The 12662-nt window shown below is 72.8% G+C and carries 14 protein-coding genes; 6 read left to right on the top strand and 8 right to left on the bottom strand.

Annotation, left to right across the window (positions count from 1 at the left end):
• Nucleotides 1-60 precede the first annotated feature (60 nt).
• Nucleotides 61-870 carry a UbiA family prenyltransferase gene (locus tag MWU75_RS10405; RefSeq protein WP_247090287.1) on the bottom strand — a complete coding sequence of 270 codons (810 nt, stop codon included), beginning with the start codon at nt 868-870 and terminating at the stop codon, nt 61-63.
• 66 nt (nt 871-936) lie between these two features.
• Here MWU75_RS10405 and MWU75_RS10410 point away from each other — a divergent pair, with 66 nt between their 5' ends.
• From MWU75_RS10410 to MWU75_RS10420, 3 genes are read left to right on the top strand one after another with little or no spacing between them, the layout of a single operon-like run.
• Nucleotides 937-2019, top strand: coding sequence for a 3-oxoacyl-[acyl-carrier-protein] synthase III C-terminal domain-containing protein (locus MWU75_RS10410; protein WP_247090289.1), 1083 nt, complete (start codon nt 937-939; stop codon nt 2017-2019).
• Nucleotides 2016-2534 carry an isoprenylcysteine carboxyl methyltransferase family protein gene (locus MWU75_RS10415; RefSeq protein WP_247090291.1) on the top strand — a complete coding sequence of 173 codons (519 nt, stop codon included), beginning with the start codon at nt 2016-2018 and terminating at the stop codon, nt 2532-2534. Before MWU75_RS10410 ends, MWU75_RS10415 begins: the two co-directional genes overlap by 4 nt.
• Nucleotide 2535: 1 nt before the next feature.
• A complete protein-coding gene (locus MWU75_RS10420; RefSeq protein ID WP_247090293.1) occupies nt 2536-3621 on the top strand; it encodes an FAD-dependent monooxygenase in 1086 nt (361 codons plus the stop codon).
• Here MWU75_RS10420 and MWU75_RS10425 read toward each other — a convergent pair.
• On the bottom strand, nt 3599-4984 hold the full coding sequence (locus tag MWU75_RS10425) for an adenylate/guanylate cyclase domain-containing protein (protein WP_247090295.1): 1386 nt from the start codon (nt 4982-4984) through the stop codon (nt 3599-3601). The genes MWU75_RS10420 and MWU75_RS10425 overlap by 23 nt on opposite strands.
• Before the next feature lie 155 nt (nt 4985-5139).
• Here MWU75_RS10425 and MWU75_RS10430 point away from each other — a divergent pair, with 155 nt between their 5' ends.
• Both MWU75_RS10430 and MWU75_RS10435 read left to right on the top strand, forming a co-directional pair.
• Nucleotides 5140-5688 (top strand): NAD(P)H-dependent oxidoreductase, encoded by a 549-nt coding sequence (locus MWU75_RS10430; RefSeq protein ID WP_247090297.1) that lies wholly within the window; start codon nt 5140-5142, stop codon nt 5686-5688.
• 139 nt (nt 5689-5827) lie between these two features.
• Nucleotides 5828-6487, top strand: a complete 660-nt coding sequence (locus MWU75_RS10435; RefSeq protein ID WP_247090300.1) for an alpha/beta hydrolase — start codon at nt 5828-5830, stop codon at nt 6485-6487.
• Nucleotides 6488-6598: 111 nt separating this feature from the next.
• On the opposite strand, the gene rraA is transcribed toward MWU75_RS10435, so the two are convergent.
• From rraA to MWU75_RS10465, 6 genes are all read right to left on the bottom strand, one after another.
• Nucleotides 6599-7075 carry a ribonuclease E activity regulator RraA gene (rraA, locus tag MWU75_RS10440; RefSeq protein ID WP_247090303.1) on the bottom strand — a complete coding sequence of 159 codons (477 nt, stop codon included), beginning with the start codon at nt 7073-7075 and terminating at the stop codon, nt 6599-6601.
• 55 nt (nt 7076-7130) lie between these two features.
• A complete protein-coding gene (locus MWU75_RS10445; protein WP_247090305.1) occupies nt 7131-8219 on the bottom strand; it encodes a winged helix DNA-binding domain-containing protein in 1089 nt (362 codons plus the stop codon).
• 88 nt (nt 8220-8307) lie between these two features.
• Nucleotides 8308-9333, bottom strand: a complete 1026-nt coding sequence (locus MWU75_RS10450) for an ABC transporter ATP-binding protein (protein ID WP_247090307.1) — start codon at nt 9331-9333, stop codon at nt 8308-8310.
• Nucleotides 9330-10394, bottom strand: coding sequence for an ABC transporter ATP-binding protein (locus MWU75_RS10455; RefSeq protein WP_247090310.1), 1065 nt, complete (start codon nt 10392-10394; stop codon nt 9330-9332). The genes MWU75_RS10450 and MWU75_RS10455 overlap by 4 nt, the downstream gene beginning before the upstream one ends.
• Nucleotides 10391-11341 (bottom strand): ABC transporter permease, encoded by a 951-nt coding sequence (locus MWU75_RS20290; RefSeq protein WP_247090312.1) that lies wholly within the window; start codon nt 11339-11341, stop codon nt 10391-10393. Before MWU75_RS20290 ends, MWU75_RS10455 begins: the two co-directional genes overlap by 4 nt.
• Nucleotides 11338-12288, bottom strand: coding sequence for an ABC transporter permease (locus MWU75_RS10465; protein ID WP_247090315.1), 951 nt, complete (start codon nt 12286-12288; stop codon nt 11338-11340). The genes MWU75_RS20290 and MWU75_RS10465 overlap by 4 nt, the downstream gene beginning before the upstream one ends.
• Before the next feature lie 14 nt (nt 12289-12302).
• Between MWU75_RS10465 and MWU75_RS10470 the strand changes: the two genes are divergently transcribed.
• The gene (locus MWU75_RS10470; protein ID WP_247090317.1) at nt 12303-12569 is read left to right on the top strand and encodes a cupin domain-containing protein; all 267 of its coding nucleotides are present in this window, start codon (nt 12303-12305) and stop codon (nt 12567-12569) included.
• The last annotated feature ends 93 nt before the right edge of the window (nt 12570-12662 follow it).

Genomic DNA, 12662 nt, shown 5'->3' on the forward strand with positions numbered 1-12662 from the left:
AGCGGCTACTCCTCCTCGGGCGACCCGTCCGAGGTGGGCGGCCACGAGGCAGCGCCCCCGTCAGTCCACCAGCGCGAGCAGTGTGACGTTGAGCAGCGCGATGCCGATCGCAGCCAGGAACGGTGCGCGTCCGCCAGCGGTCGAGGCGGGCACGGTGAGCACGACCGCGGCGCCGACCGCCACCCAGGCCCAGGCGGGCGTGGGACCTGCCGGCTCGACGGCGAGCAGGACGGTGCCTGCCAGGAGCAGCAGCGGGGCCAGCACCCGAGACCAGCGGCCGCCGAGCCGGTGCGGCAGACCTCGTATGCCGTGGCGCAGGTCCTCCTCCAGGTCCGGCAGGACGTTGAGCAGGTGGGCGCCGACCCCGAGGAGGGCGCCGACCGCGACCACCCACCACGGTGCGGCGCCCCGGCCGACCGAGAGCCAGACGAAAGCAGGCAGGGTGCCGAACGCCACGGCATACGGCAGCCAGGACCAGACCGTGGCCTTCAACCCGGCGTTGTAGGCGAGGCCCGACCCGACGACCGGCCCCACGTGGAGCACGAGGCCGGCCCAGCCACCGGCCACGAGTGACAGCACCACGGTGAGGGTCAGGGCGGTGAGCACGGCCGCCCGGACGGTCCGCGGCGAGACCGCACCGAGGGCCAGGGGCTTGTCGCTCCGGCCGGCGGCGCGATCCCGAGCGGCATCGACCAGGTCGTTGTGCCACCCGATGACCAGCTGGCCGCACAGGACCGCGGCGACCACGACCGTCACCTCCCGTGCCGTGCCCGAGCCGATGGCCAGCAGCAGGCTGAGGACCGTGACCGCCACCGTGGGCAGCGGGTGGCAGGCCAAGGCCAGGCCGCGGGCCGTGCCGGGGGTGCTCACGCCCCGAGCGTATGACCCCGGGGACATGGGGAAGCGGGTGACGTGGGCAGTCCGTACGCTCGGAGGATGTCCGTGATCGCGGCCGTGCGCGGCGTCCTCCCCGAGCACCGCTATGCCCAGGAGGAGCTCACCGCCGGCCTGGCCGCCCTCGTGGGGCTGGGGCCCGAGCACCTGGCGGTCCTGGAGCAGGTGCACCGCAACGCGGGGGTCGACCAGCGGCACCTGGCGCTGCCGCTGGAGGCTTATGAGGAGGTCACGGCAGACTTCGGCCGCTCCAACGACGCCTTCATCGAGGCAGCCACCGACCTCGCGACCCGTGCCGTCCAGGACGCGCTCGACGCCGCAGGCCTTCGTGCCGAGGACGTCGACCTGCTCGTGTCCACCACGATCACCGGCCTGGCCGTGCCCTCGCTCGACGCGCGGCTCATGGCCCGGCTGCCGCTGCGCGAGGACCTGCGCCGCATCCCGATCGTGGGACTGGGCTGCGTCGGCGGCGCCGCCGGTGTGGGCCGGGTGCACGAGTGGCTGGCCGGCCACCCGGACGGCGTCGCGGTGCTGCTGGCGGTGGAGGTGTGCAGCCTGACGCTGCAGCGGGACGACACCTCGACGGCCAACCTCGTGGCGAGCGGCCTGTTCGGTGACGGCGCAGCGGCCGTGGTGATGTTGGGGGACCGGGCCGCGGATCGGCTGGCTCCCGACGGGATCCGGGTGCGCGGCAGCCGCAGCCGCCTCTATCCCGGCACCGAGCGGGCGATGGGCTGGGACGTCGGGTCCACCGGCCTGCGCATCGTGCTCGGCGCGGAGGTGCCCGACCTGGTCCGCGCCCAGGTGAGGGGGGACGTGGACCGGTTCCTCACGGCATACTCGATGGGCCGTCCGGATGTCGGATGGTGGGTCGCGCACCCGGGTGGACCCAAGGTCCTGGACGCGCTGGCCGAGGCGCTGGAGGTGCCGCCCGAGGCGCTCGGCGTCACCTGGCGGTCGCTGGCCCGGATCGGCAACCTGTCCTCCGCATCCGTTCTGCACGTGCTCGCCGACACCCTCCGGGAGGCCCCGCCGGAGCCCGGCAGCGCCGGGGTGCTGCTGGCGATGGGTCCCGGCTTCTGCCTGGAGACCGTGCTGCTGAGCGCGCCGGGAGAGGCCGGATGACCTCGCTGACCTGGTATGCCGTGCTGCTGGGTCTCGTGGTCCTGGAACGCCTCGCGGAGCTGGTCCTGTCGAAGCGGCACGCCGCGTGGGCGCTGGCCAGGGGTGGGGTGGAGACGGGTCGTGGGCACTATCCGCCGATGGTCCTGCTGCACTCGCTGCTGCTGCTCGGCTGCTTGGCGGAGGCGTGGTTGTTCGACCGGGAGTTCCTGCCGTGGCTGGGGCTGCCGATGCTGGTCGTGGTCCTGCTCGCCCAGGGCCTGCGCTGGTGGTGCATCGCGACCCTGGGCCGGCAGTGGAACACCCGGGTCATCGTCGTGCCGGGCCTGCCGCTGGTCCGGCGCGGTCCGTATCGGTGGCTGCGGCACCCCAACTACGTCGCGGTGGTGGGCGAGGGCGTGGCACTGCCGCTCGTGCACACCTCGTGGGTGACCGCCATCGTGTTCACGGCGCTGAACGCCTGGCTGCTCACGGTGCGGATCCGGACCGAGGACACCGCGCTGGCGAGCGTGTCCTGACATGGGTCCGGTGGCGGACGCCGATGTGGTGGTCATCGGCGGGGGACCGGTGGGCCTGGCCACGGCGTTGTATGCCGTGCGTGCGGGCCTCGTGCCCGTGTTGCTCGAGCCGCGCGCGGCGCCCATCGACAAGGCGTGCGGCGAGGGGCTGATGCCGGGTGCCGTCGCCGCACTGGGGCGGTTGGGTGCGCCAGTGACCGGACGTCCCTTCCTCGGCATCCGGTATGTCGACGGCGCTCGGTCCGTCGAGGCGAGGTTCCGCGGCGGACCGGGGCTGGGCGTGCGCCGGACGGAGCTGCACGCCGCCCTGGCCGCCGCGGCGGAGCGGGCCGGTGTCGAGGTGGTGCCCCGGGCGATGTCGGCGCTGACGCAGGACCCCACGGGGGTGCGGGTGGACCTGGACGGTGCGGGCCCGTCATCCGGTGTGCGGTCCGGTCCGTCGGCGTCGGTCCGCGGCCGCTTCGTGGTCGCCGCGGACGGGCTGCACTCGCCGACCCGCCGGTTGCTCGGGCTGGACGTGCCGCCCCGCGGGGTCCGGCGCTTCGGGTTGCGCCGCCACTTCCGCGTCGGCCCGTGGACCGACCTGGTGGAGGTGCACTGGTCACCTGCGGGGGAGGCCTATGTCACGCCCGTCGCCGACGACGAGGTGGGCGTCGCGCTCCTGGGCTCCGGACGTGGCTCCTGGCAGGACCGGCTCCAGGACTTCCCGGCGCTGCGCGAGCGGTTGGCGGGGGCCGAGCCCACCTCGACGGTCCTGGGTGCGGGGCCGCTGCGCCAGCGATCCCGGTCGCGCCGTGCGGGACGGGTCGTCCTCGTCGGTGACGCCGGTGGCTATGTCGACGCGCTCACGGGGGAGGGTCTGGCGGTCGGACTGGCCCAGGCGAGGGCGGCCGCCACCGCTCTCGCGGCGGGCCGTCCGCAGCTCTACCCGCGAGCCGCCGCCCGGGTGAGCCTGCCCAGTGCGGCGCTGACCTCAGGGCTCCTGGCGTCCACCCGCACGGCACCCGGCCGTCGGGCGGTGCTCACAGCGGCCCACCGGGCGCCCTGGCTGTTCGACCAGGCCGTCAACGCCCTGGCGCACGACTGAGGTCTCCCGGTCGGTCCTGTGGTGCCTGGTCGTGATCCGCGGCGAACACCTCCCACCTGCCCGGCACCCCGGACAGGACGTGCGTGCCGTGCGGGCGCAGCTCCCTGCCCGAGCCGAGGACCAGGTCGCGCACCGTGCCGGTGACCAGCACGTCGCCGGCACCGCCCAGGGCGGCCACCCGCGCAGCCACGTGCACGGCCACGCCCCGGACCTCCCCACCGGAACGGATCACCTCGCCGCTGTGCAGCCCCGCACGGATGTCGGTCCCGTGGCGGTGCAGGTGCTCGCTGATGGCGATCGCGCAGGTGATCGCACGACTCGGGAGGTCGAAGAGCGCGAGGAACCCGTCCCCGGCCGTGTCGATCTCCGTGCCACCGTGGCGGGCCAGCAGCGCCCGGACCTCCTGGTGGTGCCAGTCCAGCAGCTCGCGCCACCGCCGGTCCCCCAGGGCGGCGGCGCGGGCCGTCGACCCCACGACGTCGGTCATCAGCAGGGTGGCGACCATGCGGTCACCGTCGGCGCCGGTGCGGGTGCCGGCGACGAACTCCTCGACCTCGTCCATCAGGGTGTCGGTGTCACCGAAGAATGCAGCCAGCTCGTCGCCGGGGACCTCCACGTAGCGTGCGTCGGGCAGGTGCTCGGCGAGCCACCGCACCGCTGCGGCCGGGACGAAGTCGTTCCCCCTCCGGTGCAGGACCAGCACGGGCACGCGGACCCGGTCGAGCAGCTCACGCACGTCGACCTCGAGCAGCAGGCGCAACAGTGCTGCGGCAGCGTTCGGGGTGGCCGACATCCGCTCCCAGCGGCGCCACCAGGCCGCGACGCGCGGCTCCTGGCTCGCCCCCGGCGCGATCCACGGCAGGAGGTGGCCCGAGCCCCACTCGCCCTGCTCGACCGCCGCCGCGAGCCGCTCCACCGCAGCCGGCTCAAGCCCTGCCGGGTGTCCCGGACGCGGACGGGTGGAGGCCATCGCCTCTCCCAGGACGAGTGCCTCGACCCGCTCGGGGTGACGAGCCGCGAGGGCGAGTGCGACGGCGGCCTTGTCGAGCCACCCCACGACGATCGCCCTCTCGCTGCCCGCGGCGTCCAGGACCGCGACCAGGTCTGGGACGAGGTCGTCGACCGATGGCGCGTCGGTGGGCCGGTCGGACAGACCCGTGCCACGGGCGTCGTACACGATGAGTCGACCCAGGCCGGCGAGGCGCTCGAGGAAGTGGACCGTCTCGGGCAGCTCCCAGAGCAGCTCCAGGTGGGAGACCCACCCGATCCCGACGACCACGTCACGGGGGCCGCTGCCCGCAGTCTGGTAGGCGATATCGACCGCGCCGGACCGGGCGTACCGGACGTCACCCGGCGTCAGCACGGCATACTGCCTGGGCCGTTGCGGTCTTCATCGCCCCAGCGTGCCAGAACGGGCGGGCGTGCTCCTGCGGGCGGGCGGGGCCGCTGTGGGTGTGACTCGCCGCACAGTAGCCCCGGACCGGGAAGATTGTTGAAGCATCATCTTTTGAAGATGGCATGACTTCTCACAAGATCGGCATCATCGTCAGCTCCTCACGACCCACCCGCATCGGCCCCAAGGTGGCCCGGTGGGTGTCCGAGCTGGCTCCCTACGGCAGCGAGGTCGACCTGATCGACCTGGCCGAGGTGGACCTGCCCTTCCTGGCCGAGCCGGAGCAGCCGGCCACCGGCAACTACACCCTGCCCAGCACCGTCGCCTGGTCCGAGCAGATCCGTGGCTACGACGCCCTTATCATCGCCGTCCCGGAGTACAACGCGGGCTACCCGGCCGTCCTCAAGAACGCGATCGACAGCCTGCACGCCGAGTGGGCCGAGGTGCCCATCGGCATCGTCGGCTACGGCTGGGGCGCCGCCGCGGGTGCGGCCCGCCAGCTGGGCGAGGTGCTCGACCGGGTCAAGGCCGTGCGCCTGGACGGCCCCGGCCTGAGCTTCGGCCAGGACCTGACCATCGAGGGCGAGATCCTCGACGCCGCGCCGGTCGACGGTGTGCGTGGTCTCTACGACCAGCTCGTCGCTGCGGTGCGCGAGAAGCAGGCCGCTGCCTGACGGGTCCCCCGACTGATTCATCCCCACCTGTGAGGCGGTGGCGCCGAGTGCGCCGCCGCCTCACGGCTGTCCGGGAGTATGCCGTGGCTCAGGTAAGCTGCGACGTTGGCCAGCCTGCCCCACGGCATACTCTCGTCCCGTGACCGACTCCGCTGACCAGACCCCGCTCGTCCTGCTCCACGGGCTCGGCCAGGCGCCGATGGCCTGGGAGGACGTGGTCGTGCCGCTGTACCCGACCCGCCGCCTGCTCACGCCGTGGGTGCCCGGGCTGAAGCCGACGGAGAAGAAGCCGGTCCCGGTCGCCGACGCTGCCGCGAAGCTCGACACCGACCTGATGCTCGAGGGTCTGGAGCAGGTCGACCTGTGCGGCGTGTCCTACGGCGCGGTGGTGGCCACCCGGCTCGCCGCGGACTTTCCGGGACGGGTGCGCCGGCTGGTGCTGATCGGGGGACAGGTCAAGCCGCCGCGGGGCCTGATGACGCTCCAGGCCGGGATGCTCAAGCTGATGCCCGCCTCCCGCCTGGCCGACTCCAGCGTCTCCAAGGAACGGCTGATGCAGACCCTCGAGGTGGTGCGGCAGATCGACCTGACCGACGCCCTGCCGAGGATCACCGCTCCGACGCTGGTGCTGGTGGGAGCCAAGGACCGGCCGAACCAGCCGGCGGCCCGGGCGCTTGCGGCGGGCATTGCCGGTGCCGAGCTCCGTGAGGTGCCCGGGGCGGGGCACCAGGTCAACGTCGAGCAGCCGAAGGAGCTGGTGGAGATCCTGCGCGAGTTCCTGGACGACGCGGGGGAGTAGGCGGGCGAGTTAAGTCCGGGTCCGTGCGTCCGTCGGCCGCGGGGTCAGGAGACGTAGTTGTTCTGTCGTGCCCATGACGATCGCTCACCGGGCTCAACACCCCGTCCTCCATCACCGTGCCAGGACCACCACGCCGTCCTCGTCGCTCACCACGGTCGCGCCCGGCGTGAAGACCGCGCCGCCGAACCCGACCGGGATCCCCGTCTCGCCGGTGCCGCCCTTGCGGGACTTGCGCGGGTTGGTGCCCAGGGCCTTGATGCCGATGTCGATCGAGGCCAGGGCCACGGCATCCCGGACGACGCCGTTGATGATGGCGCCCTCCCAGCCGTTCTCGGCGGCAAGGGCCGCCATCTGGTCACCCATCATCGCGCAGTGCAGGGATCCGCTGGCGTCGACCACGACCACCTTGCCGTGGCCGGGCTGGGAGATGACCTCCCGCAGGACCGAGTTGTCCTCGTGCGCACGCACCGTGACCACCTCGCCCTGGAACCGCGCGCGACCCCCGAAACTGCGCAGCTGCAGGTCGCAGGAGGCGAGCGCCTTACCGTGGGTGTCACAGAGGTCTGCGGTGGGGGTGAACTCGCTCATGGTCGGGGCCTTTCGTCCGCGGTTCCTGCAGTATGCCGTGCGCCGGCTCGGGCGCTCAGACGGTGGTGAAGGGGAACGCCTCGAACAGCCTCGGGAGTGCAGCCTCGGCACGCTTGGGCAGGCCGTCGAAGGGCTCCAGCTCCAGCGCGCGCCTGCCCGGCCGGCCGCCACGCTTCCACAGGGCACGGACCTGCCCGTCGACGACGACGCTGCGGCGGAACATGCCGTTCTTGCCGGGCGACAGCAGGAGGACCTCCGCCTCGGACATCGCGAAGGAGCGGTCCTGGTAGCCCAGGATGAACTCGTCGAATCCGGGCAGCAACCAGGGCTTCCGCAGGTCCTTCGCGTGCTCGGTGACCTCGTCGATCAGACCGGGGCGCCAGTATGCCGGCTCGTCGGCGTCGTCCTGATCGAGGTCGCGGGCGGCGTCGGGCAGGGCCGCGCGGATCTCCTTCAGCGGCAGCTTGGTCCACCAGGCGAAGTCCCGGATGGTCGCGGGTCCGTGACTGGTCAGGTAGCGGCGCAGGAGCTCGGTCACCGCCGCGATCCGGTCCCCGTTGAACCGGCCCTCGAGCCCGGAGCCGGGAGGCACCCAGTCCCGGGCCAGCACGATGTTCTGGTCGGTGCCGTTCCACGGTCCGTAGAACGCGAGCGTCTCCGAGACGAACTGGGCCAGCAGGTGATAGCCGCGCCCTCCTGAGGTGGGCTGTCCGATCGAGTCCCAGAGCTCCATGACCTGGCCGCGAGACAGACCCGTCGGGTGGTCCTCGAGCGCGGTGACCAGGGCGTCGCGTGCCCGGGCGATGTGGGGGCTGGTGAGTCCCAGGTCCGACTGCCGTCGCTCGGCGCCACGCAGCGCGGGACCGGCGCACAGCTGACCCATCCACGTCGCGTCCGCGGCCGCGAGGAGGAAGACGGTGCCGCGCATCGGGTAGCCCCGCACGATGCGGCCCGCATCGAGATCCTCGACGACGTCCGCGACCGTCCCCTCCCGCGTGCGAAGTGCCGCCGAGGCGATGACCCCGGGCAGGTCCTGTCCCTGCATCGCCCCCAGGGCCGCGACCGCGTCGGCCGGTCGCGCGAACGGTCGGGTGACGACACCCTGCGCCACAAGCCTGCGTCGACCCAGCTCCCTGTCCGGCATGGCGCCCAGCCTCACACGTCCACGACGGAAGTGACCACCGGATACCGGCTCGTCGTGCACGTGGTGCCGCCTCGGCCGACGCCGGGCCCTACGTGCCGCCGACCTGTTCCCCGGCGCGCAGGCAGTATGCCGTGTGGTCCGGTCCGAGGTCGTGTCCGGGCGGGAGGTCCTCGGCGCACTCGGGAATCACCAGCGGGCGGCGGGTCCGGAAGACGCAGCCCGAGGGCGGGTCGATCGGGGAGGGGATGTCGCCCTCGAGGATGATCCGGCGCCGTTGCCGCTCGGCGACCGGGTCCTCGAGCGGGATCGCCGAGATCAGCGCCTGGGTGTAGGGGTGGCCGGGCGAGCGGTACAGGTCCTCGCGCGGCGACCGCTCCATGATCCGCCCGAGATAGAGGACCAGCACCCGGTCGCTCATGTGCTCGACCGAGGCCAGGTCGTGGCTGATGAACAGGTAGGACAGCCCCATCTCCTGCTGCAACTGCCGGAGCAGGTTGAGGATCTGGGATTGGACCGAGACGTCCAGCGAGGCGGTCGCCTCGTCCAGGATCAGCAGCTCCGGCTCGGCCGCCAGCGCCCGGGCGATGCACACACGCTGCCGCTGTCCGCCCGACAGCTCGTGCGGGTAGCGGTCCAGGAACCGGGAGGGCAGTCCCGCCAGGTCCATCAACTCGGCCACCCGCGCGCGCCGACCGCCCGACGGCCTCAGCCTGTGGATCTGCAGCGGCTCGGCCACCGACTCGGCGACGGTGCACCGCGGATCGAGCGCGGCCAGCGGGTCCTGGAAGACCATCGCCATGCGCCGCCGCACATCGGTGATCTCGCGGCCGCGGGCGGCGAGCACGTCGGTGTCGCCGAGCCGGACAGTCCCGGCGTGCACCGGCACCAGCCGCAGCAGGGCGTTGCCGATCGTGGACTTGCCGGACCCCGACTCGCCGACCAGGCCGACCGTCTCCCCCCGGCCGATGGTGAAGGAGACGTCCTGCACGGCATACAGCCACTGGCGGCGCCCGGCCCCGCGCACCGGGAAGCGGACGTGCAGCCCGTCGACCCGCAGCAGCGGGTCGCCGGCCACGGCCTCGGCGGACGACTGGGACTCGGTCGCTGTGCTCACCGCTCTCCCTCCTGGTCGCGGGTCGCGGGCTCGGCCGAGGGCGGCCGGGCGTCGGGCAGGTAGAACGAGCGCACCCAGTGACCGTCGCCCAGGTCGACCAGCTCGGGGTGCTGGGTCCGGCACCGGTCGTCGCCGCGCACGGAGCACCGGTCCCAGAAGACGCAGCCCGGCGGGATGGCCCGTGGGTCCGGCGGCGACCCCGGGATGCTCAGCAGCTGGTCGCTGCGCTGCCCCAGGTGCGGGCGCGAGGCGAACAGACCGCGGGTGTAGGGGTGCACGGTGTCCTGGAAGAGGCGGACGGTCTCGGCGCGCTCGAGGACCTCGCCGCCGTACATCACGACGACCTCGTCGGCGATCCCGCCGACCACGGCCAGGTCGTGGCTGATCCAGACGGTGGCGGTGCCGAGGCGCTCCTGCAGCTCGCGGATGGCATCGATGATCTGGGCCTGGATCGTCACGTCGAGGGCAGTCGTCGCCTCGTCGGCGATGATCACCTCGGGCTCGCAGGCCAGGGCGACGGCGATCATCACGCGCTGCCGCATACCGCCGCTCAGCTCGTGGGGGTAGGCCTTGAGCCGCCGGGCCGGGTCGGGGATGCCGACGAGCTCGAGCAGCTCGGCTGCCCGTGCCCGGGCCTCCCTCGGCTTCAGGCCCAGGTGCACCTCGGGGCCCTCAGTGAGCTGCCGCTCGACGGTGAGCATCGGGTTGAGCGAGGTCGCGGGGTCCTGGAAGACGAAGCCGATGCGCCGTCCGCGGATCCGCCGCAGGGCGTTGCCGCGCAGGCCGAGCAGGTCGTGCTCGGTGCCGTCGGAGGTGGTGAGCCGGACGTCGCCGGTGACCCGGGCGTTGCCCGGTCCCAGGCCGACCGCCGACAGCACCGACATCGACTTGCCCGACCCGGACTCCCCGACGATGCCGAGGGTCTGTCCCGGGGAGACCGACCAGCTCACGTCGCGCACGATCCGCGCCGTGCCGATCGAGACCGACAGGGACCGCACCTCCAGGGCGGTGGCCGAAACGGGGACGGCCGACGGGCTCGGGGGACCGGGCAGGGCGCTCATCGGGTGCCTCCTCGGGCGGTGGCCGAGGACCGGACGTCGAGGACGTCGCGCAGGATGTCGCCCAGCAGGTTGCAGGCCAGCACGGTGACGAAGACCGCCAGGCCGGGGAAGACGCTCATCCACCAGGCCTCCTGGAAGAAGGCGCGGGAGTCGAAGAGCATGCGGCCCCAGGACGGCTCCGGCGGTTGCACGCCGAGCCCCAGGAAGGACAGGCTCGCCTCCGACAGGATCGCGAAGGCCAGCGACAGCGAGGTCTGCACGATGATCGGCGCCGAGATGTTGGGCAGCACGTGCCGCACCATCTGCCGGCCCGGCCCGGCGCCCAGGGACTTGGCGGCGCGCACGTAGGTCTCGGTGCGCACCGACAGGGTGCTGGCCCGGGTGACCCGCGCGAAGACCGGGATGTAGACGACGCCGATCGCGATCGTTGCCGTCGTCACGCCCGGTCCGAGGATCGCCACGATGGCCATCGCCAGCAGGATCTCGGGGAAGGCGAAGAGCACGTCCTGGGAGCGCATGATGACGGTGTCCAGCCAGCCCCCGAAGAAGCCGGCGAGCAGCCCGAGCCCGACGCCCGCGACCAGGGCGATCGAGACCGCGATCACCGAGACCCGCACCGACACCGCTGCCGAGGCGATGACGCGGGAGAGGATGTCTCGGCCCAGCTCGTCGGTGCCGAACCAGAACTCGGCCGACGGCGGCTGCAGCCTGGCGTCGAGGTTCACCTCGTTGATCCCGTAGGGCGCCAGCCAGTCGCCGAACAGCGCCAGTACGACGACTCCCAGCAGGACGAGCAGCGAGACCACGCCCACCGGCCGCCGGAGCAGGGCCAGCACCGTGCGCCGCCACCCGCGCGGCCCCTCGCGGGGGACCGGCACTGCAGGGTCGTATGCCGTGGGGCCCGGCGGTGTGCCCGGGTCCGGTTGGGTGGGGGCCGGGGTGCTCACGGGTCACCTCCCAGCTGGATCCGCGGGTCCACCTTGGCGTAGAGCAGGTCGACGATCAGGTTGACGACCAGGAAGATCACCGCGATCAACAGCACCGCCCCCTGAAGGAGCGGGTAGTCGCGGGCCCGCACCGCGTCATACACCAGCAGTCCCAGACCCGGCCAGGCGAAGACGACCTCCACGACGATCACCCCGCCCAGGATCGCGGCGATCTGGGTGCCGGTGACCGTGATGACGGGGACGAGGGCGTTGCGGACGACGTGCCGCGAGAGCACCAGGCGGCGGGGCAGACCCTTGGAGTCGGCGGTCCGCACGTGGTCCATCGAGAGGGTCTCCAGCACCGAGGAACGGACGTAGCGGGTGAGGATCGAGCCGGCGACCACGCCCACGGTGATGCCCGGCATGATCACCCGCTTGGCCCATTCGACCGGGTCCTCGGTGATCGGGGTGTAGCCCGACGGCGGCAGCCACCCCAGGGTCGAGGAGAAGAGCAGGATGAGGAGCATCCCGAGCCAGAAGTTCGGCAGCGAGACGCCGAGCTGGCTGACCGCCCGGACGATGGAGTCGACCGCGCTGCCGTTGCGCACCGCCGAGATGATGCCCAGCGGGAAGGAGACCAGCAGCGCGATGAGGATCCCGACGACCGCCAGCGAGACGGTCGCCGGCAGCCGCGCCACCAGGAGGTGCGTCACCGGCTGGCCGGACCGGAAGCTCACCCCGAGGTCGCCGGAGACCGCCTTGCTGACGTAGCTGACGTACTGCTCCAGAGGTGGCCGGTCCAGCCCCGAGGCGCGCCGCAGCGCCTCGTAGATCTCCGGGTCGAAGCGGGTGCCCATCCCGATCCGGATCGGGTCGCCGGGGACCAGGTGGACGATGAGGAAGACGACGACGGTGACGCCGAAGAGGACCACGACCGACTGGGCCAGGCGGTGCAGCACGTACCTCATGGGGGCCTCCGGGGGTGGCAGGAGGTGGGCGGTGGGGTGCCGCGCCCGGTGGTCGTAGCCCGGGCCGGGCGCGGCACACAGTCAGCCGAGCGTCACGTCGCGGAACCACCGAGTCGGTGCACGTGCTCGCCGGCCAGCTGGTCGTCGTCATCGGCGAGGAGCGCCACGAGCTGCAGGCCGGCGACACGATCACCTACGACTGCACCCTCGGCCACTGGTGGGAGAACACCTCCGCCGAGCCCGCCGAGCTCATCGGCCTGACGGTCCCGCTCGGCCTCTGACCAGCACAATGAACCCTCCACGCGACATCGTCGCCGTCTCCTCCGCGCGGGTGCCGGACTCGGGACACGGCGAAAAACGGGGTCGCGCTCCTC

Source organism: Ornithinimicrobium sp. F0845 (assembly GCF_023015765.1).
Classification (GTDB): Bacteria; Actinomycetota; Actinomycetes; order Actinomycetales; family Dermatophilaceae; genus Ornithinicoccus.

Excerpts from the sequence above, each read along its gene's own strand:
- MWU75_RS10410 (WP_247090289.1), top strand. The coding sequence starts at position 937 with ATGTCCGTGATCGCGGCCGTGCGCGGCGTCCTCCCCGAGCACCGCTAT.
- MWU75_RS10415 (WP_247090291.1), top strand. The coding sequence starts at position 2,016 with ATGACCTCGCTGACCTGGTATGCCGTGCTGCTGGGTCTCGTGGTCCTG.
- MWU75_RS10420 (WP_247090293.1), top strand. The coding sequence starts at position 2,536 with ATGGGTCCGGTGGCGGACGCCGATGTGGTGGTCATCGGCGGGGGACCG.
- MWU75_RS10430 (WP_247090297.1), top strand. The coding sequence starts at position 5,140 with ATGACTTCTCACAAGATCGGCATCATCGTCAGCTCCTCACGACCCACC.
- rraA (WP_247090303.1), bottom strand. The coding sequence starts at position 7,075 with ATGAGCGAGTTCACCCCCACCGCAGACCTCTGTGACACCCACGGTAAG.
- MWU75_RS10445 (WP_247090305.1), bottom strand. The coding sequence starts at position 8,219 with ATGCCGGACAGGGAGCTGGGTCGACGCAGGCTTGTGGCGCAGGGTGTC.
- MWU75_RS10455 (WP_247090310.1), bottom strand. The coding sequence starts at position 10,394 with ATGAGCGCCCTGCCCGGTCCCCCGAGCCCGTCGGCCGTCCCCGTTTCG.
- MWU75_RS10465 (WP_247090315.1), bottom strand. The coding sequence starts at position 12,288 with ATGAGGTACGTGCTGCACCGCCTGGCCCAGTCGGTCGTGGTCCTCTTC.